The 23,697-nt window shown below is 44.5% G+C and carries 20 protein-coding genes and 1 pseudogene; 5 read left to right on the top strand and 16 right to left on the bottom strand.

Annotated elements, in window-relative coordinates; all coding sequences use genetic code 11:
- Positions 1-85: 85 nt before the first annotated feature.
- Positions 86-517 (bottom strand): MerR family transcriptional regulator, encoded by a 432-nt coding sequence (locus tag H7C18_RS18050; protein ID WP_185130471.1) that lies wholly within the window; start codon positions 515-517, stop codon positions 86-88.
- Positions 518-862: 345 nt separating this feature from the next.
- On the opposite strand from H7C18_RS18050, the gene H7C18_RS18045 reads away from it, so the two are divergent.
- Positions 863-1,891, top strand: a complete 1,029-nt coding sequence (locus H7C18_RS18045; protein ID WP_185130470.1) for an aldo/keto reductase — start codon at positions 863-865, stop codon at positions 1,889-1,891.
- 1,245 nt (positions 1,892-3,136) lie between these two features.
- Here H7C18_RS18045 and H7C18_RS18040 read toward each other — a convergent pair.
- From H7C18_RS18040 to H7C18_RS18020, 5 genes are all read right to left on the bottom strand, one after another.
- Positions 3,137-6,484, bottom strand: a complete 3,348-nt coding sequence (locus tag H7C18_RS18040) for a DEAD/DEAH box helicase family protein (RefSeq protein ID WP_185130469.1) — start codon at positions 6,482-6,484, stop codon at positions 3,137-3,139.
- Between the two features lie 5 nt (positions 6,485-6,489).
- Positions 6,490-7,707, bottom strand: a complete 1,218-nt coding sequence (locus H7C18_RS18035; protein WP_185130468.1) for a restriction endonuclease subunit S — start codon at positions 7,705-7,707, stop codon at positions 6,490-6,492.
- Between the two features lie 54 nt (positions 7,708-7,761).
- A complete protein-coding gene (xerA, locus tag H7C18_RS18030; protein WP_185130467.1) occupies positions 7,762-8,760 on the bottom strand; it encodes a site-specific tyrosine recombinase/integron integrase in 999 nt (332 codons plus the stop codon).
- Positions 8,761-8,826: 66 nt separating this feature from the next.
- Entirely contained in the window at positions 8,827-10,008 is a 1,182-nt protein-coding gene (locus tag H7C18_RS18025) for a restriction endonuclease subunit S (protein WP_185130466.1), read from the bottom strand.
- Positions 9,995-11,470 carry a type I restriction-modification system subunit M gene (locus H7C18_RS18020; protein WP_185130465.1) on the bottom strand — a complete coding sequence of 492 codons (1,476 nt, stop codon included), beginning with the start codon at positions 11,468-11,470 and terminating at the stop codon, positions 9,995-9,997. Before H7C18_RS18020 ends, H7C18_RS18025 begins: the two co-directional genes overlap by 14 nt.
- Positions 11,471-11,676: 206 nt before the next feature.
- On the opposite strand from H7C18_RS18020, the gene H7C18_RS18015 reads away from it, so the two are divergent.
- On the top strand, positions 11,677-11,919 hold the full coding sequence (locus H7C18_RS18015; protein ID WP_337913705.1) for a helix-turn-helix domain-containing protein: 243 nt from the start codon (positions 11,677-11,679) through the stop codon (positions 11,917-11,919).
- A gap of 428 nt (positions 11,920-12,347) precedes the next feature.
- Here H7C18_RS18015 and H7C18_RS18010 read toward each other — a convergent pair whose 3' ends face one another.
- Both H7C18_RS18010 and H7C18_RS18005 read right to left on the bottom strand, forming a co-directional pair.
- Positions 12,348-13,097 carry a hypothetical protein gene (locus H7C18_RS18010; RefSeq protein ID WP_185130463.1) on the bottom strand — a complete coding sequence of 250 codons (750 nt, stop codon included), beginning with the start codon at positions 13,095-13,097 and terminating at the stop codon, positions 12,348-12,350.
- Entirely contained in the window at positions 13,094-14,167 is a 1,074-nt protein-coding gene (locus tag H7C18_RS18005; RefSeq protein ID WP_185130462.1) for a ParA family protein, read from the bottom strand. The genes H7C18_RS18010 and H7C18_RS18005 overlap by 4 nt, the downstream gene beginning before the upstream one ends.
- Before the next feature lie 239 nt (positions 14,168-14,406).
- Here H7C18_RS18005 and H7C18_RS36065 point away from each other — a divergent pair.
- Positions 14,407-14,732, top strand: a pseudogene (locus tag H7C18_RS36065) (hypothetical protein); the annotation flags it as partial.
- 116 nt (positions 14,733-14,848) lie between these two features.
- Here the strand turns inward: H7C18_RS36065 and H7C18_RS18000 are convergent.
- A complete protein-coding gene (locus H7C18_RS18000; RefSeq protein ID WP_185130461.1) occupies positions 14,849-15,727 on the bottom strand; it encodes a hypothetical protein in 879 nt (292 codons plus the stop codon).
- A gap of 308 nt (positions 15,728-16,035) precedes the next feature.
- Between H7C18_RS18000 and tcmP the strand changes: the two genes are divergently transcribed.
- Together tcmP and H7C18_RS17990 are read left to right on the top strand one after the other, a co-directional pair.
- Positions 16,036-17,223, top strand: a complete 1,188-nt coding sequence (gene tcmP / locus H7C18_RS17995) for a three-Cys-motif partner protein TcmP (RefSeq protein WP_185130460.1) — start codon at positions 16,036-16,038, stop codon at positions 17,221-17,223.
- Between the two features lie 56 nt (positions 17,224-17,279).
- Positions 17,280-18,014 carry a DUF5131 family protein gene (locus H7C18_RS17990; RefSeq protein ID WP_185130459.1) on the top strand — a complete coding sequence of 245 codons (735 nt, stop codon included), beginning with the start codon at positions 17,280-17,282 and terminating at the stop codon, positions 18,012-18,014.
- 124 nt (positions 18,015-18,138) lie between these two features.
- Here the strand turns inward: H7C18_RS17990 and H7C18_RS17985 are convergent, their stop codons facing one another.
- The 7 genes from H7C18_RS17985 to H7C18_RS17955 all read right to left on the bottom strand — a co-directional run bounded on the left by H7C18_RS17985 (position 18,139) and on the right by H7C18_RS17955 (position 23,680).
- Positions 18,139-19,869, bottom strand: coding sequence for a recombinase family protein (locus H7C18_RS17985; RefSeq protein ID WP_185130458.1), 1,731 nt, complete (start codon positions 19,867-19,869; stop codon positions 18,139-18,141).
- Between the two features lie 776 nt (positions 19,870-20,645).
- Complete coding sequence (locus H7C18_RS17980; protein WP_238357772.1) at positions 20,646-21,158, bottom strand: DUF6036 family nucleotidyltransferase; 513 nt, start codon at positions 21,156-21,158, stop codon at positions 20,646-20,648.
- Positions 21,159-21,278: 120 nt separating this feature from the next.
- Positions 21,279-21,476 carry a hypothetical protein gene (locus H7C18_RS17975; protein WP_185130457.1) on the bottom strand — a complete coding sequence of 66 codons (198 nt, stop codon included), beginning with the start codon at positions 21,474-21,476 and terminating at the stop codon, positions 21,279-21,281.
- Between the two features lie 374 nt (positions 21,477-21,850).
- Complete coding sequence (locus H7C18_RS17970; RefSeq protein ID WP_185130456.1) at positions 21,851-22,174, bottom strand: hypothetical protein; 324 nt, start codon at positions 22,172-22,174, stop codon at positions 21,851-21,853.
- Positions 22,175-22,426: 252 nt separating this feature from the next.
- Complete coding sequence (locus H7C18_RS17965; RefSeq protein WP_185130455.1) at positions 22,427-22,528, bottom strand: DUF4259 domain-containing protein; 102 nt, start codon at positions 22,526-22,528, stop codon at positions 22,427-22,429.
- A 372-nt stretch (positions 22,529-22,900) separates the two neighbouring features.
- Positions 22,901-23,200, bottom strand: coding sequence for a DUF7678 domain-containing protein (locus tag H7C18_RS17960; protein WP_185130454.1), 300 nt, complete (start codon positions 23,198-23,200; stop codon positions 22,901-22,903).
- A gap of 291 nt (positions 23,201-23,491) precedes the next feature.
- Complete coding sequence (locus tag H7C18_RS17955) at positions 23,492-23,680, bottom strand: hypothetical protein (RefSeq protein WP_238357771.1); 189 nt, start codon at positions 23,678-23,680, stop codon at positions 23,492-23,494.
- Positions 23,681-23,697: the final 17 nt, after the last annotated feature.

The following is a 23,697-nucleotide window of genomic DNA, read 5'->3' as shown; positions in this document are numbered from 1 at the left end:
ACCCGACACGGCAGCGAATTCACTCGTCAATTTCCGGAATTCGGGAAGAAATTCCCTTACGATAGTTTCGAACAACTTAGAGTTATTATAGTTCAGGAGGTAATTTACCATCCTTCAACCACGTTTTCATCACATGATCAAATTGAATATTTACTTTTTTTAATCTGGGGTACCACTCCATTTGAAGATTGAGCAGGTCGATGTGAGACTTCAATGTATTTACTTGTTCTTCTATCTTTTCCTTTTGTTTTTTAAGTATTTCCAATCGTTTTTCACCGGTTTGATCGCCTTCTAATGTGAGATCGGCATATTCTTTAAGTTGAGCAATTGGCATACCGGTATTGCGAAGACAGTTAAGAAGATTGATCCACTGGATATCCTCATATTCAAAAATACGTGTTCCGCTTTTGTTTCTTTTGATGATCGGCAGAATACCTTCTTTTTCATAATATCTTATGGTATGGATGGACAACCCCGTCTTTTCTGCCACCTGGCCGATTGTAAATTCCTCGTTCATTTTGATAATGACCCACCTTCGCTAATCATTTAATTGAACCATGTTGTTCTTTATGTTTTAGAATATACTCGATTTGAAAAGTTTAACCAAGATATAGAGTGTCCTTCACAGGGACATAGAAACGGAAGCAAAAAATAACCACTTGATCTAGAGTGAACTCTAGATTGTAGGATTTGAATTGTACTAAACAACATACACCGCATGGCAATACTTGCGGTTTTATGAAGGGGGATCGAACTTGTTCAGTATGATTTTGGATGCATTTCTTGCAATCCTAAATCAATCGGTAAATTACCGCCCGAAACGAAAACTTGGTTTTACAATTTAAAGGGAGCGTGAATTCAATTGAAATACAAATTACTTGGAAAAAGTGGATTGAGAGTATCGGACATCGCTTTGGGTACGATGACATTCGGGGAACGCTTTGGATGGGGGGCGGATAAAACGGAAAGTCGCAAAATTTTTGACTCTTATGTTGATGTAGGAGGAAATCTGATTGATACAGCCGACCAATACATGGGAGGAGAGAGCGAAGAATACCTTGGGGAATTTATCGCATCGGAACGGGAGAAATTTGTCATTGCCACGAAATATTCATTGACCATGAATCCAAATGACCCGAACGCCGGGGGGAATCACCGCAAAAACCTGGTTCAGTCCCTGGATGCAAGCTTGAAAAGATTGAAAACCGATTATATCGATATGTATTGGCTGCATGCATGGGATTTTATGACGCCGGTCGAAGAGGTAATGCGAGCTTTGGACGACCAGGTCCGCGCTGGAAAAATTCTGTACATCGGCATCTCCGACACACCAGCGTGGATTGTCGCAAAAGCCAATACAATGGCAGAGTTGCGGGGATGGACTCCATTTACCGGTCTGCAGGTGCAGTACAGCTTGGTCCAAAGGGAGGCGGAACGCGACTTAATCCCAATGGCAAAAGCGTTGGACATTGGGGTAACCGCCTGGGGTCCGTTGGGTGGTGGCGTGTTGTCCGGTAAATACAAAGGAGGCCGGCCAGAGGACTCGAAACGGGTTGATTTTATTGGGGAAAGTCTTTCGGAAAGAGACCGTTCCATACTTGAAACGGTTGAAAGCATTGCTCAAGACATCGGCAGAACTCCTGCACAAGTAGCCCTCAACTGGATCAGGCAGCAGGAAGGGACGACGATCCCGATTATCGGAGCAAGAACGGAAAAGCAGATCAAAGATAATTTAAACTGCCTAACCTTCGAGCTGACACCTGAACAACTGGATTTGTTAACCAAAGCCAGCAGTATTCCTCTGGGATTTCCCCATGATTTTCTGGGAGGGGATACGCTTAAACAAGCCCTTCATGGTCAATTTGCCGGAAAAATCGCCACTCGCTATTAATGGCGTTGAATTAACGGAAACGATGGTTATGCAGTGTACCGGAGCAGAGCGGAGGTAATCTGCGGCCCTTCTGCAAAGCGCATGATTTGAACGAAGCAAAGCGGAGGGCAAATGGTGCGCTTCGGCCCTCTCGATCTTGCTGGAGAAGGGCCGGAGGTTAAGGAGCAAGGCGACAAGCCCGGAGGCCGATCAAGAGAGCCGCAGAGCTACTCCTTACACGAATATTCAATAACATGCTATCTTTATACTGCACTTGCTTTCAAAGGGGAGGGCCGATTACGGCTCTCTTTTTTGCTATCTCCCGTTTGCCGCGGCTTGGCTCCGCCGATAGCACTTGAAACTGAATTAATCATCGAAAATTTCGCCTCAAAAACATACTCAACTATTACTCAAAATTATCAAATCACATACAAAAGCCCCCCAATTTAATGGAGGGCTGTCACTTAAATTTTGGTGGAGATTAGGGGGATCGAACCCCTGACCTCATCGCTGCCAGCGATGCGCTCTCCCGCATGAGGCGATTTTACTACCAAAGAGTTTGGGTCCAATCGGGATTAACCGCCAACGTCTTTTCGACATCGAAAGTTGGCTAAACCGATGATCGTGGAATTCGTATCGAATAAATAGAACTTGGAGTATAGATCAACTGGAGCATGACCGTGCGCCGGGACGGCAAACGCTTCCGGCTCGGCACGGAGCACGAGAGGGGCTGAGCCGGCCTGCTGTCGAACACGAACGACGATATCAAGTTCCTGAACGCGCTGACCAACCGCGGGACGAGCCCGCAGAGCGTGCGCATTCTGGCGCCTACGTCGGTGGACCTGATTCGGACGGATCACCTGAACGAGCAGATGCGCAGCGACTTCAATTGGCTGCATCTCGCCGGCTACGGACTGGGATCCGAACGCACATCTCGAAGGTGCGCAGGGTTCGCTGAGCCCGATCGGTGAGTTCGGCTGGAGCGACGCGGCTGGCTGCCAGGCGATCATCGATCCAGAGAATCAGATGACGGTTATGTACACCCAGCATCCGTTGAACGGTCAGGAGCCCCACGTCCTGCCGCGGCTGCGCAATATCGTGTATGCCAGCCTGTAGCAATGAATAAGAGAAGGCGCATCTATGCACGCCCTCCTCTTATTTAATATTCCACCGCCCGCTGAGCGGGAAAATATATCTCCACCATCGTCCCCTTCGCCTGCCTTGCTCTTGAACGACAGCGCGTCGCCATGCGCCTCGACGATCCTGTCACCCCACAATCTTCACCGCGTTCTCCTTGATCTGCGTCACCAGCTCCACGAGCTGCTTCTGCCTCGCTCCGTCGAACAGCTTGATGAAGCTCTGCGGCTTATCGAACGGCGGCTTCATCAGCTCGCCGGCGTTCTCGATGTAACCGTTCTGCACGATGTAGTCGATGACCTTGCGCACGAACACAATCTGCGACTGGCTCAGCGACTGCTCATCAATGAACAAGGAGAACACGGCCATCGCCGCTTCCGTCTCCAGCTTCGCCACTCGCCGCACCAGCAATCCGAACGGCGTGTCCTTGAACTCGCGTTCGTAATCCTCCGCCGTTCCCAGCTCGCCGGTGAAGATCCGCTTCAGACTCTCGTAATCGGATGCCGTTAGAGGAATGTTGTTCCTCAGCTTGTGGATCGCGAGGTGATCGCGATTGTTCTCGATGTAGCGGTTCACCTTCAGCTTGTAATCTTCGAAGTCGTAGGCCTGGTAGAGCGCTTCGCCTTCCTTCGTGCCCAGCACCTCATCCTTCAGATTCGTATAGACGAACCCGCTTTCGCCTTCTTCCACGATGAACTTGATCAGTCCGCGCAACTCCGCCCGAACCCGCTCATAATCCAGCAGCCCCGCTTCATCCCAGAACTCCTCGCTGACAACTGTCTTAATGAGCGCAAGCTTCTCCTTCACCTGCGGGATCGTCGCCCGCCGCGACAGCGCCTCGCAGATATCAGTCAACTGCTTCCGGTTCTTCTTGAACTGCGGCGTTCCCTCAATCCCCGACAGCATGAGGCCGTACATGAGATTGTCGAAGCGCTTCGCATATTCATCCGTCTCGTCCGTGTACACCAGCGCAGCAAGGTGCACGATCAGTTCATGTTTGTCCGCATCCGACAGGCAAACGTACGCGCCTGACAACTTGAACTTCTCCACATATTGCAGCCTCAACTTCACCGCTATCAGCTCCGGATTGAGCTGCTCCACCTGGCGATGCACAACCTGAACCAGCTCCGATCTCAGCTGCTGATGCGGATCGTCGGCGAACATGGCGTGCTGCAAATGATGAATGAGCCGCACCCGCTTGGCAAAGATCGCTTCGGACAAGCTCATTGTCTCGTTGCCTTCCAGCCCCTCTTTATTTTGCCGGAAGAATTCGAAATTGCCCAAGTAGTCGAAAATCACAAATCGCATCTTGTCTTCGCCCGCCCCGAACAGATCCTTGCACAGCCGAGTGCCCCGTCCAATCATCTGCCAGAACTTCGCCTTCGAACGCACTCTTTTAAAGAACACGAGGTTCACGATTTGCGGCACGTCGATGCCCGTATCCAGCATGTCCACCGACACAGCGATGTGCGGCTCCTTCCCCGGCACCTTGAACTCATCAATCAGCGATTGCGCGTAGCTGTCCTGATACGTGATCCGCTTGGCAAAGCCGCCCTTGTGCTGCGGGTACAGTTTGTTGAACCGCTCCACAATGTACTCGGCGTGCTTCTTGTTCTGCGCGAAGATGATCGTCTTCCCGATCCGATCCCCTCCAGCGACCTTAATCCCTCTCGTCATCAGATCCTGGAGCACACGATCGACCGTATCCTGGTTGAAAATAAACTGGTTCACCGCCGGCGCCGGAATCACATCCGGCATATTGCCGTCCTCATCCGTGAAGTCTTCCTCGTAACGCTCCTTCTCCTCATCCGACAGATCATCATAAGAGATGCCTTGATCCAGAAATTTGGTCACGACCTCGATGTTGAAGTACGGGACGAGCACGTGGTCCTTCTCAACCGCTGTCTCGTAATCGTAGGCGTACGTCGGCACGCCCTTCTCCATCTCGAAGAAGTCGTACGTGTTGCGGTCGACCTCCGTCTTCGGCGTCGCGGTCAGGCCGACCAGCAGTGCGTCGAAGTACTCGAAGATCGCTCGGTATTTCTTGAAAATACTGCGATGCGCCTCGTCGATGACGATGAGATCGAAGTGCGCGGGGGTGAACAGACGCTCGCCGTCCGGGTTCTTTGCAGTATCGATCGCGTTCAGCATCGTCGGATAGGTAGAGAAGACGATCCGCGCCGATTTATCGTCTTTGTTGCTCAGCAGGTTGCATAGCGACATGTCCGGCAGGTAGTTCTTGAAGTCGTCCTTGGCCTGCTTCACCAGAGCGGTACGATCCGCTAGGAAAAGAATGTTCGTGACATGGCCGCCGCGGGACAGCACATCGGTAAGGCTCGAAGCCGTTCTCGTCTTGCCCGTGCCGGTCGCCATGACGAGCAGCGACTTCCGGTGGCCGGTTTCGATATTCTCGCAGACCGCCCGGATCGCTTCCTTCTGATAGTATCGATCGGTGATCTTGTCGTCAATCGAGATGTCGGCAAGCGGCTTGCGCTGTTCGCGGCGCTGCATCAGCTTCTCCAGATCGGCCTTGGCGAACATCCCGCTCACCCGGCGCTGCGGAGAGCTCTTGTCGTCCCACAAGTACGTCTCGAAGCCGTTCGTCGTGAACATCATTGGGCGTCGGCCCGTCATGCGCTCCAGACAGTCCGCGTATAGCTTCGCCTGCTGAGTACCGATCTTCGGATCCTTGGACGTGCGCTTCGCTTCGATGATCGCCAGCGGCAGCCCGTCCTTACCGTAGAGGATGTAGTCGGCGAAGCCCTCCTCCGCCGCATTAGGCATGCCGGTCAGCGGCACTTCCTCACGTGCGTCGTCGCCGATCGTCCAGCCGAGTAGTTTGAGATCGACATCGATGTACTTCTTGCGTGTCAGGTACTCCGGCAGGTCGATCGGCGTGAACCTGCGCTCCGCCTGATGTTGCGGCTTCGCTTCGGTGAGCTGGCCGCTCATCGCTTCGATCTGCGCGCGCAGCTTCTCGATCTCCGCGTTCTGCTGCTCGATCAGACTCTGGCTCGCCTTGATCGCCGCTTCGTCGAGCACCACCTTACCTTCCGGAATGAGCCGTTCATCGAAGACGCGTTCCTCATAGCGGGTGCCGTAGCAGTAGTCCAGCCACTGGAGGAATTCGTGCAGTGCGGCTAGGGAGAACACTGCTTCGCTGCGATCTACGTCCTTCTCCGTGTGGACGGCCAAGTTGCCCAGCTTCACGATATAGAGCAGCTTGGACCACGTCGCATTCTCCATCGCGAACCGGAACGTCGGCTCATGAAGAAGCGACTGCAAGTTGTCCTTGTATGGCATCTTGACGGTGTTATCGGCTGCGTACACCCACTTCACTGCCAGTTCCATCGCCTTGCGGCTTCCCACCGCCGCCATTGCCGGCGAAGTGGCCAGCACCCGCTCCGCCTCGATCGCCGCTGAGGCGAACAACTCGTATTCGGTTTGGCCTTGCAGGAAGTCAAAGTTCGCGGGCATTGGGCTCACCCTGATTTTAATTTTTTAAATTCCATTATATTGTACCATAATCTAGTAGATTGTTCGGATTTATCTTCGTGTATAACGACAAAGTTCAAAATACTTCGCAATATGCTGTTGAGCTGTGAAGTCAAACTGATAAATTTCGATTTGTCGACTTGACCGACGAAGGCGGCGAAGGCGTTTTGAAGATCAAGCGGTGGAACAATTGTAGGTGCTGCTTTAAGCTGTGACATATTAATACTTGCTATCCCAGTAGTCTGTTTTGCGCAAGAAAAGAAATATTGTTTTATCATTGGCTGTTTCAAATATTCTACAAAATATAGTGGATTGACTTTCTCCCTTTGTAGGCGAACACGAAATATGTGATTCTGGTGAATGCAGTTATCAATCTGATGTATCCAGATTGCTCCGCGTCCCAGTTTATCTGGGTCTCCACCTTCCGTCATTAAAATATCACCAGGAATAATTCGGTATCGTTCTATTTCACTGTCGGTTACCTCAATCATCTTAATTTCAGACAAGTCAATATAGCCATCCTTTACATTTGCAACACGCATATATGGAACTGAATGTAGCCGTTCGATTGGCACTTTTCTACCTTTAGTAATCCCTGAAACAATGTTAGCGACCGTTTCAAGGGATACTACAGGGTGTAGTGATGGTGCTTGAGGATCCCCGAACATCTCGATAAATCGGGACTTAATTAACAGATCAAGTTGTTCAATCTGCTGTTTGCGCAGAGCTACCAGTGCGCTTAATTTGTCCAGTTGTTTAGCGATTTCTCTTTGTTTAACTAGGACAGGAAGAGGTATTCGAATATCCTCTAAAGTGGTTTTGCTTATCGCCTTAAACGTACTTCCCGTTCCTTTAGCGACGAGTTCATCCACACGACTGCGCAAGGCGTAGAGCAGATACCGAGTGTCGCTGACATTTTCCTTTACTGAGAGCGCAGCAAGACCTCGCCCAATACAACATTCCTCGGTCGCTATATTCAACGCACCAATTGGAGCGCGGACGGAAAGCAAGATGTCGCCTGCTTTCGCAATTTTAGTGGGGCGATTACACCAATAACGCACTTTTGGATGCAAATCGCCGAAGTCAGCATTGCCCTGAAAGAAAGGAAGCCCTTCGCCGTCTTGATTGTAGCTTGACGAATCAGGAGATTGTCCCATATTCAGATTGCAAATGCTAGATAATTGCATTAGCGCTCCTGTTTTCATACCACCACCTCCAGCCCTAACCTTAGACTTTTGGCGATAAATCGGGATTTGAAATCAACCAATATACTTTCGGTGCGATATTTTCACATTATTTTGGCTTACCATCGCGTATTGTAAAGTAGTGTCAATTTTCTGATGTCCCAATAACTGCTGGACCTGCTCAATCGGCATCCCTTTGTCGATGGCTCTCGTCGCCAATGTTCTGCGGAACTTATGGGGATGAACTTTCGGGATATTCAGTTTCCGACCAAGTTCCCGAAGTCTAATCTCAACACCGCTGATCTCCAAACGATTAAACGGTTTTGTTAGTGAAACGAATAGCGCGGGATTATCGTCTGTTCGACTAGCCAGATAACTTTGCAGATGTATCTTGGTTCGTGCATCAAAATAAACTGGGCGTTCTTTCTCTCCCTTTCCGAAAACAATACATTCACGGCTATCAAAATCAATTTCTTCGCGGTTTAACTTCACCATTTCACCGACACGCATCCCTGTAGAAGCAAGCAAATCAATAATCGCCAAATCTCGAATGGAGCCGCAGTTATCGCGCATTAGTTCTAACGCTTCATCCGTGTAAGTTTCCTTGACTGTCTTTCCTGTTTTAACCTTGTGAATTCGTCTTACAGGACTTTTGAGAATATGGTTCTCGTCCTCCAACCATGAGAAGAAGCTAGAAAGTATCCTGCGAATATTGTCAATGGTCACCTTACTCGAGTTGCTGTTGCGTTGATAATCCGCAAGATACTGTCTCAGGTCATCTGTAGTGATATGCTTGACTGCTTTCTTCATAATGTTAAGGGTGTTCCGGATAGTTGAATAATAATATTTCAATGACTTTTCAGAACACCCTTCAACTCGCTTGGAAGCCAGAAACGATTCTAAAAGCGTTTCATTCGTCGGTTCTTCTTCGTCATCTATCGAACCATTGACACATTCAGTCACGGTGAAGTTGTATAAGCATCGGTTTAATACCTTGTGAAGCCTTTCCATTTGGGCGTTATTCAACACATCCGTCATTTTCTGTTCGATATCCGCAATCAATGTCTCTTTCATATTTTCCATTCTCCTAATCTGTGCGTATTTTTTCTTATTGCACATTATTGGAGAATTAATCACAATTTAACCAAAATATTGTTGCATAAGCGCGTTGTACTGAAGCTCCAGCTGTTTTAGTCCTTGCTGAACTTCAAATTTCGATTTGTCGACTTGTGCGACGAACATTGCAAATTGATTTTGACTCTCGAGCGGTGGCATATAAATATCAAAATCCTGAACATCTTTCTGGTTAATACTAGCTTGATTTACCGATTTCTTCGCATGGCTTAAAATCTGATTATAGATATAATCTGTACATAACAAACAAGCAACGTATTTTGCATTAAACTTATTTTCGTCAACATGTAACCGCATCATATTAGATTCGAATACTGTGTCTTCAAGTAAACCTCGAATATGAGCGCACTTCCCCAAATATTCAAGACTATTTACTCTGTTAATTACAATATCGTTTTCGCATAGCAGATAACGCTGCTTCTCAATCTCGTTACATCTCAAACGTTTCAGCTGCCTGAAGTCTGTAACAACTCCATTATAAAAAGCGTCAATTCTTAAAATAGGAGTACCTGTATCATCTTGAACATAGTCTGATAATGGTTTATATAAGCCATTCTGCGGTTCGGTTGTCGTAATATCTCCCAACTTCACTACTGGTAATCTATACGGATTAAAAATTGGATCCCCAAACATCTCGATAAATCGGGATTTGACCATCAAATCAAGTTTCGTTATTTGCTGTTTTTGCAAAAGAATTAACTCTGTTACCTTGCTAAGTATTTCAGCTATTTTAAACTGTTCATTGAGCGGAGGCAAAGAAACTAAAAAGTTGTAGATAACACTTTCCTCTACTCTCGGCAAATTTACCCCACGCGCTTGACTTGATGCATGCATAACAAACTTGTTGCTACGTAAAATAGCACCAACGAACCTTCTATCTACCAAACTTTCGTCAATCAGTAGCGGGTATATATCAGTGCTGCAAACACCAGAAAAATCAGGGAGAGCTACTTTGTTGAGATTCGGTCGCAATTTCCCGTAAAGAATGTGACGCTTATCAAAGGCAAACTTAATACTTTTAACATCCGCACTACTGTCTTGGCGCCCTCCTGCTATTTCGCCAGTGTTCTTGAGAATATGTTCAAGACCAAGATACGGCCTATTTCGAGATTCCTCAGGTGTAACTGCTTTTTTATCAATTCGAAGAATATCTTCGAGTTTTACGACTCGCCACTTATCCTTTTTCATTCAGCATCGCCTCCAGTTCCTTCAGCCCCACCGCGATGCGATCCTCAATTGCAAACAACTCCGCCATAATCTCTTTAGTAGATGGGTATTCCACCTTTTGAACAACTGTTTCCTTATACTTGTTGATTGAGAGCGCATAGTCGTTCGCTACGATCGCAGACTTATCCACCAGGAAGCTCTTTTCCGTCGGCTTGCGATCCGCTTCGCCGGCGAGATTGTGATAGCGCACGATGATATCGGGGATGTCGTTCGCCTCGATCGGCGAGCGCTTGTCGTCCAGCGAGAAGCCGTCGGCCTTCATGTCGTAGAACCAGACTTTGTCGGTGCCACCCGATCCCGTCTTCGTGAAGATCAGAATCGCTGTGCTGACCCCGGCATACGGTTTGAAAACGCCGCTCGGCATGGACACCACCGCTTGCAGCTGATGATTTTCCACCAATTCCTTGCGCAATGACTTGTGAGCCTTCGTCGAACCGAACAGGACACCGTCCGGCACGATGCACGCGCACCGCCCGCCCTTGCGCAGCATGCGCAGGAACAGCGCGACGAACAGCAGCTCCGTCTTCTTTGTGTCGCAGACAGTCTTCAGATTGTCGTGAATACTTTCCGCGTCGACGGTGCCGGTGAACGGCGGATTCGCCAGGATGAGGTCATACTTCGAAGAAATATCATTCTGCTTCGAGACACTGTCCACATAATCGACGTGTGGCTGCGTGATGGAGTGAAGCATCAGGTTCATCGCCGACAGGCGAAGCATCGTCCGGTCCGTATCAAAGCCGGAGAACATCTCTCCCGCGAAGTGATCCCACTGTTCGCTCGTCATCTCCGCCTCATACTTCTCGCGGATGTATTCGGCGGAAGATACGAGGAAACCGGCCGTGCCGCAGGCGGGGTCGCAGATCTTATCGTTCGGCGTCGGGGCGAGCAAGCGCACCATCATGTCACGGATGTGCTTGGGCGTGCGGAATTGGCCGTTCTGCCCCGCGCTCGCCAGCTTGCCCAGCATATACTCGTAGAGATCGCCCTGCATGTCCAGATTTTGAATATCATGCTCATACAGCTCATCCAGCCCCGTGATGATCTTCTGCAGCACCTGCGGCGTCGGAATCAGAAACATGGCGTCATGCATGTAGCGGGCGAAGGCCGAGTTGCTCGCTCCGTTCATAGCCTTGATATATGGAAAAACTTGCGTTCCCACAATCTCAAAAATTACTCTCGGATCCTTCGTCTTGAACTTGCTCCAGCGCATCATCTGCCCCTGCTCATCCTGCGGGAACAGCTTCGGGCCCACTTCGCCGCCCAGCGCTTCCATGCTCTCGTTCTCCAGTTCCCTCTCATCGAGCGAGCGGATGAACATTAAGTACGTTAATTGTTCGATAACGGTCAGCGGATTCGAAATGCCCCCCGCCCAAATATCCGTCCAGATTTTATCCACCTTATTGCGAATTTCACCCGTCAGCATTCGTATGTTGCCTACCTCTCGTACATTCTATTTCCTATCTATTTTACAACATGTAGGTGCCACTGTCTGTCAGCGAACATATGATCTTCCTCTAGTTGCCCAAGTATGATATATTGCAATTCGCATATACTAGGAGGGGATGATGACTGAGGTGTTGGAAATAAAGATACCCGTGATTTTCTCACAAGGCGAGGATTGGTTTTATTGTGGCTCGTTGCCCCGTATTGCCCGGCTGTGTATCGCAAGGTCAAAGATGCGACAGCATCTCGGATTATATCTACACTAGACGAATTCATCAGGCGATGCGATTGTTAACGTCGACAGATAAGCCTGCCTCTTGGATCGCCGATGCGGTCGGCTTGAAGAAGAACTCTTACTACTGTAAATTGTTTAAATCACACATGGGAATAGCGCCTCATCAAAATCGCAAAAGATGGGTGGAACAATAGGCTTGGCATCGCCTTCTATTGAAATTGAATCATTTTACTTATCTACTGTTGAGTTCTCAGGAATTCTCCTTAATGGAACGCTGGTTTGTAATTCCTATGCACTGTTTCCTACGGCTTCACCACAAAAGCAAAAATTATTCTCTGCCCACTATTGGCTTTCTCAGCCCCAGTCTAACTGAGGATTTTTGTATACAAAAAAAACGGCATCGCTGCCGTTTCCATTGTAACTGCTGGGGGCTCTCATAGAATGGGGACAGTGAGGAAAGTAAATTAGTGCAACCAAAGCTTAAATGGAAGTATTGGTTGCACAACTTTTTGAGATTAGTCTACAAATATTTTCCTTTAGAATCAGCTGATTAATATACAGGCAAATGGGTCGTAATGCTATCTATTGCATTTTAAAGTTTATTCTAAACAATTCGTAATTCTTATATATTAATATTTTTGGGCCTTTTTTTTGAAATCGATTCATAAATCTCTTTACGCCAGACTTGGAACTGCGGAAGTTCGAAATCGATTGGATCCATTCCCTTCGTGCAAACTAAATAATTATGGTATTCAGAGAGCCAACGATATTTATCATATAGTCCTGGTTCCGACAAATTTGTAGTCTTTATCAACTTTTTTATTGCATCTTCGTGTATGCAAATATCTTTATCCAAAATATAATTGAGAAAGGTTAATGAATCCTTATCAACCAAAAACAACTCACAAAATTCTCGAATTACCTCTCCATTATTACCCATTGGAGAACTTAGTAATATGTCCAATAATCCATCATGTACTAAAACTCTTGGAAATTTTGCTTGTGAAGATTCTAAAACATAAGCATTTACCAGACCCTCACTATAAAGTATATCACCGCTGGAAAAGTGTTTTCCTAGAGATACACCGCCTCTTACAAGTACCCCCCTAACAACCATATGGTACTGTACATCACACACAGCACGTAAAAGCTTAATGGTATTTGCAATTGAATAATAGCTTGTTGCTAATACAATTGAATCAGAAAATTGTTTTATCTCTAGACCTGATTTCATTAATCGATCTTTTATTATTTTATAAACTTCTTCAATAATGGGTAAAAAACGAGGCTCATCCTGCCCTCTATCACTAAGTACCATATTTTTAAATCCTAGAATGTCTAAATAACAGACAACATTCTGAGCAAGAGTCATTTTTCTTCACCTAGCATTTCTTCCATGCTCATTAGCCTTTCAGCCAGATCGTAAAAAATACCTTTTGTAGAAGATATTATACTTTTTGTATTTTCCCAAACTATACCGCGAAAACCAACACCGTCATCTAACAGAATTTCAGTATCCGGCTGGGTAATGTTAAAAATAGGCTTTGATTTTTCTAGCATAACTGAACGTAATGACCCAAAATCAGGGATATAGGCAGCTGCATAATTTCCATATTTCTTACAAACGGCTAGAAGGTCTCTTTCATTAGTACTGTACTTTTCGAGAACAGGTACCAGATTGGTTTTTAAATTATCTATAATTTCGTTACTCAAATTTATGTATTGAGAATTCCTTCGCTCCTTATTATCAAAGGTTTGCACGATTGTTCCCAAGAAAAACGGCCTTCCATCAGCAATTGGAAGTCCTAAACTATAAAAATCATTATAAAATTTCCTATGATCTAGTATCCAACCATCAAAAATTGAAGCGAGTACTTTGAGCGTCTGTAAACTAAAAATATCCGGTTTAATCGGAATAAAAAAACAATCGCTAGCAAGAAAGGATGTTCTGGTCAAGGCTCCTGCACTTGGACTCAAATCAATCAGGATATAATCTGCGTTCATTCTTGTTCCGAGACGTTTCAACATATCATAGAATGAAACATACGTTAATTTATAATGTATATTGTTTATAAAAGACTGTGTAAAAGCTTGTAGAAGTTCACCCTCAGCAGAATATAAATTAACATCACCTTTAAAGAGAAAAATATCATCAGAATGAGGTGAGTTAATCAGTTCTATCGAATCTACATCAATATTTGTTCGTTTCGCATTTATACGTGGAGCAAGAGCTTCCCACACGCTAGTTCCTGGAAGCTGGCCCGATTTATAAACACTTTCTACTGTTTGACTATGTAAAAACAATTCGGTCAAATTGCATTGTGGATCAGCATCAACAAACAAAACTCTTTTACCCTTTTCAGCCAAAGCATATCCCAAGTTAAAAATAGTTGTCGTCTTAGCAACTCCGCCCTTTGGATTATAAAGCGTGCATATTTTCAATTAAAACACCTCAAAATATAAGACATAAAAGTCAGAAACTTACCTAGCAAGTTGAATTCGTTCCTAGTGACTTTAATGTAAATAATGTTCATGAACCCTACTGATAAAACACAACATTCTTCTTATATTTCCCCCTCAAATTTGATAATCACTAATCGAAAAGCTTTTCATTTTTATGGGATCCTGCCCGACTTCCGACTAAATTACGAACAATTGTACAAAAAACCGATACAGCTGACTTTTACAAGCATCCGCAGCTGACCTAGAATGCGCTATACAAAACGAACCCGATCGAACGAATGAATAAGGAGCTTTGTAAGCACCTCATACCCATGAACAGTCTAACGAACATTGAAGCCACGGACAAGTTTATTTACCTGCAAGCCCTTGATTCAAATGGTGCGACAGAACCATTCATCGTGGTTTCGTTGATCTGGAATCGAAGGCTTCACTCAATAAATGTATAGCGAGTGATAAACGGCCGTGTGCCTCACTTGAGCGGTGCGCTCAACAACAATTCAACAAACGACTTCGATCGCTACCACGAGATAATGGACGTCATTGACGTTCTGAGATAACTACATCACTGTCTTTTTGGACAGCTCGATCACCGTGTTGGTAAATGCATTTCATTAAATGCATTGTTTACCGAATCGGCTTTAAACCATTTCAAGAATTGTCTTACTTTTGTTTAACAAGCTTCCATGTATAAATTGTCGGAAAGGCAATTAAACTCCGAATCCAGCCATGCTTTTGAAAACATTCACCAAATGGTTTATTTCTTATCTTTCTTACCTTGTGATGACATATCGTGCATTGATACATCCCCGTTTTAGGCACATAATCGTTTGATGTGAAAGAAGTCTTCATTTTCCTGAATTTGTACTTAATATACTCAAACAATGTAATAATCAACACTACACCAATAATGTAGAGCATTAGCGTCCCACCGAGCACCATAATCCCAAGAATATATCCAAGTATATTCCACCAATAATGCGGATCACTTTTTAGATTTCCAGATGGCACTGCCAAGATTATTAGCCAGTACAAAATTGCGACCGATGCTGAAAAAACAAAACTAATAAAACCTAAGCGCACCCACCACTTCGTATTAAACCGCTTCTTATACAGGTAAAAGTGCCTATTTTGAATGCGCTGTAATTCAGAAAACTCTTTTTTACATATTTCTATCACTTTTTCTTTAAGACTATTATGCTCTTCTTCGTTGTACTCTGTCGTTTCCAGTGTTCCCTTCTCTATTTGGATTAATTGAAGAATATCCTCAAGCAGTTCATTTGAAAGCAGATGATTGTGGCTATTTAAAAGAATTTCCGTATCAAGATCGATTAGGTTATCTTTATTAATATTCTTTTGAAAATGCATTTGCAGTGGAGAATACATTTCCCTAAGTTTTTCGGTAAGTAATTTTTCAAAATTGGAACGAACTTCATTTTTATTCTTAGAGACAGATAAAATAGTTTGGGCAACAATACCTATAAATGCAATGCAACTTGAAATTGACGCTGCAATCATAGCAGGATTTTCGAATATCTTCATAAGATTCCTCCACTTCTTCATTCAATTATTCTACTATTCTACAAAATATTACATTTTCCTTTACTGTAATTGAAACATTAGCATATTTCTGTAGCCAAAATTCCCCTCCTAAAAAAAGGAAAATAAGCCATTCTTGAATCAATGAGGGTTCGGGGTAACTTTTGACACCGTTATTTTAACGCATATAGAGGCGAATAACGTATCTGGGAAAAACAATTTCTTTAGAGATAGAGAACATAAGTTCCGTTACTCAAATAACTTATCCGTAGTAATATGGTCATATATTTCCAAATAGGAGTTGAGTAACATTGACAGGAGAATTTTTTGAGGAACTTCAAAAACATAGCGATGCAAAACTCCGAATACTAAACAACTATGTAATACCTTGGATGAGAAAAATAGTATTAGGTACCCAATTCTTTGGAGGGAAATGTCTAGTAATTGATGGTTTTGCTGGGGCTGGGATTTATGATGACGGATCCGATGGATCTCCAATGATTCTATTAAAGAATGCAGTTGACTTCTATGAACAGGCTCGCCAGCATGGCTGGCCGGAGCCAAATATCTTCTTAATATTTATTGAAGGTAATTACGCTAACTATAGATCGTTAAAATCAAATATAAATAAAGTAATCGGCATTGATGTAGAAAGTGATCTAAAAGAAAAATTCTTCTTTGCCTCAGAAAAGTACCCTACTATTAATGTGGCATGTCTCAACGAAGAGATTCAATATGTTTTGCAGACCCTTTTGGGATCTGTATCTAGTCTAATTCCGAGTTTTTGTTTTATTGACCCTTTCGGATTTAGCCAAACTCCATTTGAACTGATCAAAGCTTTCATGAAAAATGAGCGAGCGGAAATATTGCTTAATTTTATCTATGAGGAGACAAATCGCTTCATTCGAGCAAAAGATCCTAAAGTACAATTACATATTAGTAGGCATTTTGGTGTTGACGACCTAGCTGATTTGCAATCTTTTTTGGCTGATAAGTCTCCTGTAGTGCGAAAGCAAATTATTGTTAGTTTCTATGCTAGCCAACTCCGTGTTGAAGCAGGAGCTAAGCATGTTCAAAGCTTCGAGATAATGAAGAATGGTAGAACAAAATTAGTTCTTTTCTTTGCCACAAAGAGCGATGTTGGATTAGATGTTATGAAAAAAGCAATGTGGGGTATAGATGATACTGGTTCTTATTTATACGATGATAGAAGGCAAGGTAACCAGATAGAATTTGATTTCTTTTCTGACTTAAGACATGCGGAAAATGTTGAGAAGCTGACAGCAGAAATATATAACGAATTTTCAGGAAGGGATAAAGTAACAAAAGAGATGATCGAACACTTTGTAGTCGTATCAACTAATTTCCCGACAGGAAAATTAGTTACAGCTGCATTAAAGAAACTCGAAAACGGGAGACTAATTATGGATGTTAAGAAGAAGGATGGATCAAACCGCAGGCCTGGGACCTTTAAAGATGTTTACATCAATTTTATATAGGAACGTTTGTTCTTATTGTTAAGTATGTTATAATAAGCCATAAGGAGGGATCAAACATGGCTACGATGTCAAGCATTGAATGGACTGAAGCCACTTGGAATCCCGTTACTGGCTGCACTAAAATATCAGCAGGCTGTAAAAACTGCTATGCTGCGACAATGGCTAAACGACTTCACGCTATGGGAAACATTCGATACAAAAATGGTTTTAATGTAACACTTCATCATGATCTACTCAACCTTCCATTAAAGTGGAAAACACCTAGGCGGATTTTTGTAAATTCAATGTCGGATCTGTTTCACAAAGATGTACCGCTCGAGTTTATTCAGACCGTTTTTGCTACAATGGAAAATGCGCACTGGCATACATTCCAAATACTCACAAAACGTTCTGATCGATTGCTTGAACTATCAAACCAACTAAGGTGGCCTGAGAATGTTTGGCAAGGTGTCAGCGTTGAGGATTCGCGTGTTGTAAATCGTATTGACGATTTGCGTCATGTGCCTGCCCAAATTCGTTTCTTATCTGTTGAGCCATTGATCGGTCCAATTGGGGACATGGATCTTAGAGGCATTCATTGGGTTATCGTTGGCGGAGAAAGTGGACCTCATGCACGCCCCATGGATCCCGAGTGGGTCAGAACAATTCGTGATCAATGTATAAATGAAAATGTAGCATTTTTCTTTAAACAGTGGGGTGGCGTTCAAAAGCATCGTACTGGAAGAGAGCTGGACGGCAGAACATGGGATGAATATCCTGAGAAATCAAACGAAATATTGCTCCGAGCATAGAGTCTAACCCACTCAGCTTTTTGGCAGGGCAGGATTGTTTTTTGTTTCGACCTTTATGTTTATCTGTATTTACGAGAGCATCGGTCAAAGTCTGAGGTTATTCCTCAGACTTTTTGCATTTAGTTTATTTCCTAATGGCGATTTCTTTTTCAAATGTTCTGTTGAAGCCTAGATCTCCTTCGTGTATTGCTGGTAATTGATAAACTTCGTTCTTACTCAATCCACTTATAAATTGCTTTACATGCAATCGTATTAAAATTTCAATTTTATCTCGATAAACCGTAATCTGTTTAATAATGGCATGCACCATCATTTTCTTTTTCTCAAATGGAGATGAATCAAAAATTTCCTTCCAGACCGGAGCATGTTTTTTTAGCAACTCAAGATCGTGAATATTATTTCGCCTGTTCTCTATTTTACTTTCAAGTGTCTTTAATTTGGTTTCTATTTCTCTTAATGCCTCATCTTTTTGGGAAATCAATTTACCAAGTAATTCTGGTTTAAAAGCGCTTTTCCCCATCAAAGAATTAGCTACTTCTCCATTTAATGTGTTAATTTCAGTCAAGATGGTTTCCTTCTCTCTTTGCAACAATTTCCGGGCCTGTTCATCCTGCTTCATTGAGTTTTTTACGATTTCATCAACTTCCTTTGAAACGTCCGTGTGCTTAAATTGTTCCAAATAGTTGTAGATTTCATGTTGTACAACGGACTCGATTTTTTGTTGAGCATAAACTGTTTGACCACCACAGGATTTTCCAAGAGCCTTTCCGCTGCATCTATACTTAGCAAATGTGCATTTTTTGACCGTTCCATTTTTAAGCTTGTAGGTTTTGGTGTTGTATGTTGTGGTTAGGGGGGCGTAGCAATGGCCGCATCGGGCCAGTCCAACAAATAAAAGGGGACTTTTTGAAACATTATACCGTATAGCTTCAAGATCTTTCACTTTTTCTGGTGAACGATTGGTGCGAATGTCTTGAACCTTATCCCAAACCTCCTCTTCAATAATAATAAGCTCCGGTTTCGCCTCTTTTGATAGAATCCAGTTTTCACGTGACTGTGATGTGAAAATTCCCGCATCACTTTTTCGTTTCCCATATACCATATAACCTTTGTAGATAGGATTGCGTAAAATGTAATTTATTGCACCTGTGACCCACCCGCTTCCCGTTCCTGTCAAAATCCCTTGTTCGTTTAGTGACTTTGCAATTCGATTACTTCCGTACCCCAATTCATAAACCATGTTATAAATCTTTCGAACAACGCTTGCCCGATGATCATCTATTTCAAGCTTATAGAGCTCCTTGCCTTTTTTATTTTTCACCCCAGATTCGACTAACTTGTAACCAAAAGGAGCAGTGCCTCCTCGATAATAACCATCTTCAACCATCTGGCTATGCTTCTCATTTACACGCATTGAGGTCTTTTTGCTTTCGCCACTTGACTGCCAAAATCGGATATAATTAATCAATTCATCACTGTGATCTTCAAATTTTTGTTGGCCTTCTTTTGTTGACCATAACTCGATTCCTTTTTTGGCAAACCACTTCATTACAAACGGCGTTTCATCATCTCTCCGCCCTAGTCGATCAAACATAAAAACCAGCAATACATCGTAAACATGTGCTTCTGCATCTATTTTAGCTCGTTGGATCTCATCTCTTTTATTAGCCGATACCTTAAAACCAGAAATCCCCTTTTCAATATACTCTTTCACAAGCACCCAGCCTTGTTTTTCGATAAACTCCTGGCAGGCTCTTCGTTGCATCGGGATATCGTCACCATCAAGCTGTCCCTTCGTAGAAACCCTGTAAAATGCAGCCACTCTCTTTTTGTTCAAATCAGATAATACTTGCATGATTCCTCCTCCTCCCTAGCGATTTTAGGTCACTCAGCACCATAACTCTCAACCTAATCAAGAGTCAACTCGATCTGTTCAAGTAGTTGCTGAATTTTATCGGTATATACCTGTGTTAGGGATTGAAGGATTTCATTCTCCACTTCATTATTTATTTCTTTTGAAAAATAGAGGTATATCCAAAGATCGAATTCCGAATTATATTTTTTTACTCCTTCAATTTCACCATATTCATTAACAATAAATTGCTCTGGTACTGAACGAGGACTATCCACATTATCAACCCTTTCCGGAACAACCTCTATTTTTCCCTCGTCTATTTTAGACTTTTACAACCAAAAGCCACCCAAATGAATGGGTGGCTTTTGATTACGATATTATTTTCTAAACTCGACTCAAACAATTCGCCGACGGAAACAAATTTCGTTCCCGAAATTCGGGCGGGCTTTCCTCCATCAACAGATCTCGCAGCCGTCCTTCCGCATCCAACGGAAAGTAAGGCACCTGCAGCTTGTACTTCGGCTTATATACCCAACTGGGACAGGGAATTTCGTAATCGTTGCACAATTTATGTGTCATTGCGGCCAGGAAAGGCAACATGTATGCGTCCAATCGTTCGGAAGGCCCCGGCTCTTGAGCAAACAACGCCTTCTTTTCTTGGGGGCCGCTTCGATAAAACGTATCAAGAAAGTTTCCCACGTGTAGATCGAAATTCCGCTTGTCCAGAGCAGAAAGATGCGACACATCCCATATGGACATCGGACACCATTCCTTCCTTAGGGCTTCAACAACGTCTCCAACAAATATTGTGTTTTGGGCAAAATCTGCCGCGGCGGATAGAAACGCTCCAAAATTTTGAATGCTTCCGTAACAGAACGAATGTTCAACTGTCGGATGAGGAATTGAATATCCTCTACATCCCGGCTCGTTCCCAAACGGGAAGCAAGACATTTCATCGCAAACAGATATTCCGGGGAAGCAGCTGTGATGGTCAGATGGGATAACCGGCGGTACATCCGTACATCATGATTTCCGGAAACGAAACCTTTTACCCCGTTGTTCAGCCAATCTGACGGTAATCCGTATTCCTTTGCAACGGCATCAATAATCTGGTACATCTCGGGTGTCGGAGCGTATAGCGCGTCTATGTCCTTTGTCGACGAGCGACTTCCATAAACGAGACACATGGCTGCTCCGCCAAATAGACTGATCTCACCCGACAGTTGCCTGCTTTTCAGATGCTCGTTGATTCGTTCCAAATACACGAGTATCTCGCGATTCGTAAACAATCGCTCTTCCTCCTTATTATACTCGTTTTGGGAGACCATTGAACACAAACAGGGAAGGTCCGTTGAGGACCTTCCCTGTTCCTGCAATTTCACAATTCTTGTTTCTGCTATAGTCCGTAATTACGGGACTGATGGTTTTTCCTTAACCAACACAACCTTAATTTGGTCTTGTGTCTTTACCACACCATAAATTTTCTTCAGCCGTAGCGCGGCCTTTTGTCTGGCCAAAGACTCAATCTCGGATGGATTGTCGGACCAAATGCTGATTTGAAGGGAATAACCTTCTGTCTCCAGCTGGCATTCATAACCTTTCATCACGTGGTAACCTCCTTCATCCACACTTGCCGCGGCAGGACAAACAAAGATCTTGCCCTTTATAAACTTTGTTATAAATCGACTGTTCGACCTGAATACATTTTTCACACCGGTGACAAATGAAGAGAACTCTTGCCAAGGTCAGTCCCCCCGTTTCGTCAATCAGCCCAACTCGTGACAGTGACGATCTTGTTCCGCCGTTTGTTCGATCAAGCCTTTTGCCGCAGCCCATCTGCAGGTTTTCAGGGCTAAAGTGTAAGATGATGCGAGGCAATCACTATCAGACAATACAAAAAAAGAAGGCCAATATGCACCCTCTTCCAAATGGTCATTAAACGAAGAAGTCCGCCATCAGCGAGATTCGATCATGTGGCTGTTTAGCCTTCCTTTCCCCGTTCCGAATCGTCCTTTCCCACCATTTTCTGCATGTGCTCACGAAGACAAGCATGGACATGAAAACCGTCGACAAAACCGCGAATGTATATCTCTTCCTTTTGATGAGCTTCAAGTAGCCCGACTGTGTCTTCCCATTCACCAAATGCCCGGAACTGATCCGATGACAGCATGGATTGAAATTTCTCAAGAAGCGCCGATGCCTGCTTCCAACTTTGCTGGTTTTGAGGATCGGTATGCATTTCGTGTCCGATCGAATCGATTCGCTTGCTGAAAGCGGCCGTTAACCAAGCGGGAAAGCCCAGCATACCCGTAACCCCCTCCCATGTTTGTGTCGTATCTTAACTCTGCACAAACGAGCGAGCAAGGACTTTCCATTGTTTTACCGGCCGGCTTTTTATCCCGCAAATACTTGGCTAATAGCGAAACAGTTATAACCTGAAGCGCACGCTAAAGTATCTCAGGCATAAGTTGTATTTGCTCCATTTGCAGCGATACTGGCGCAAGAACGAAATTAACCAGATTCAAAGCACCTGGAAAATGATCCATTCAAATGTTGGTCACTGTTCGATCGTCCATCCTTTTCGCAAATACTTCTGGAAGATATAACGAACATCCAGCGATTCGTCATTGTCAAAGACACCGGTTCCCCATGCGCCCAATTTCATCACCCTCCTTCCGGTCCTGTTCCGCAGCTGTTCTCAATCAAGAGCCCGACCGATGAATTCTCCGTTCATCATCCCGTAAATGGCTTCGCTTCCGGCATTCATGTACAACACAAGCGAATCCCCGATCTTTGCCATATGCTGCGCACTGTTCGAGGAAAAAGTAACGGGAACATCCGGATACACCTTAGCGACCCTGCGTTTAAACTCCGAATAAATCAAGCTGACATTCCCCCCCTTTAGGAACATCACTGCTATTGCGAATGAAACAAATAGAACTGTTCGAGCAACATTCACACCCTCCGCTCCCCCGGTTCATTTGGGGGGAAGATTATCGTCACTTTGTTCGTCTGTCAAGATAATGCTCGTCTACCTCCGTTCTTCGAACACCCAATCCACCTGCTTGCGGTCAAAATACGCAACCGTCTTCTCCACAACCCGGCGCATTTGTGGATCCCGCGGTGGCCCACCGTCCCATCCCCGTTCATATGAAATAAGTCTGCGATGAAAACCGGCCGATCGTTCCGGGTAAATGTACAGCCGGCTAATTCGTCCCTCGGCAATCCCGTATGACGAAGGTTCGTCGAACACTTGCACTTCAACATAATAGCCGTCCACTTCACCGACATAACGTTCCCCAGCCCAAAGGCCCCCCTGTTTCCGAAACATTGTCATCCTCCTTACGTGTTAACGATTGGTTACTTCCCATCAATCGTCCTTATGAATTGGGGCAATAGGGTTTTATAATTATGTTCTGAACCATTCTTTGAGGTGAATTATGATACGCATGGAGACGTGCTTCTTGCTTCGATCCTTCGTAGATATAAGATGAGATTGTTCCATCCTTCCAATAAATCGTAACTTCCCACTCCTGCACTGCGATCCCCTCCCCTTCTGAACAATTGCCCGCATCACCTTTCGAGCTTTGGTTGCGGCTGAATCAGCGTCTTTGCCTCACAATCAACGGTCCTTTTGGGGACGATAAACGAACGAATTGCCTTCCCTAAGCTCGGTTACACCCTTCCTTTTCATAAAGTCCTGAAGCTCCTCTTCATAAACTTGATTGGTGATCCCGTTTTGATCCCGAATGTAATAGTACGTATCGCCGAAACTGTTTTTCCCTTTGGAAATCAACGTAAGTGAGGACACGGCTTTTTCCTCCTCCG

The organism is Cohnella zeiphila, from assembly GCF_014212055.1.
In the GTDB taxonomy this organism is placed as follows: domain Bacteria; phylum Bacillota; class Bacilli; order Paenibacillales; family Paenibacillaceae; genus Cohnella; species Cohnella zeiphila.
This window is presented reverse-complemented; position numbering and strand designations above follow the sequence as displayed.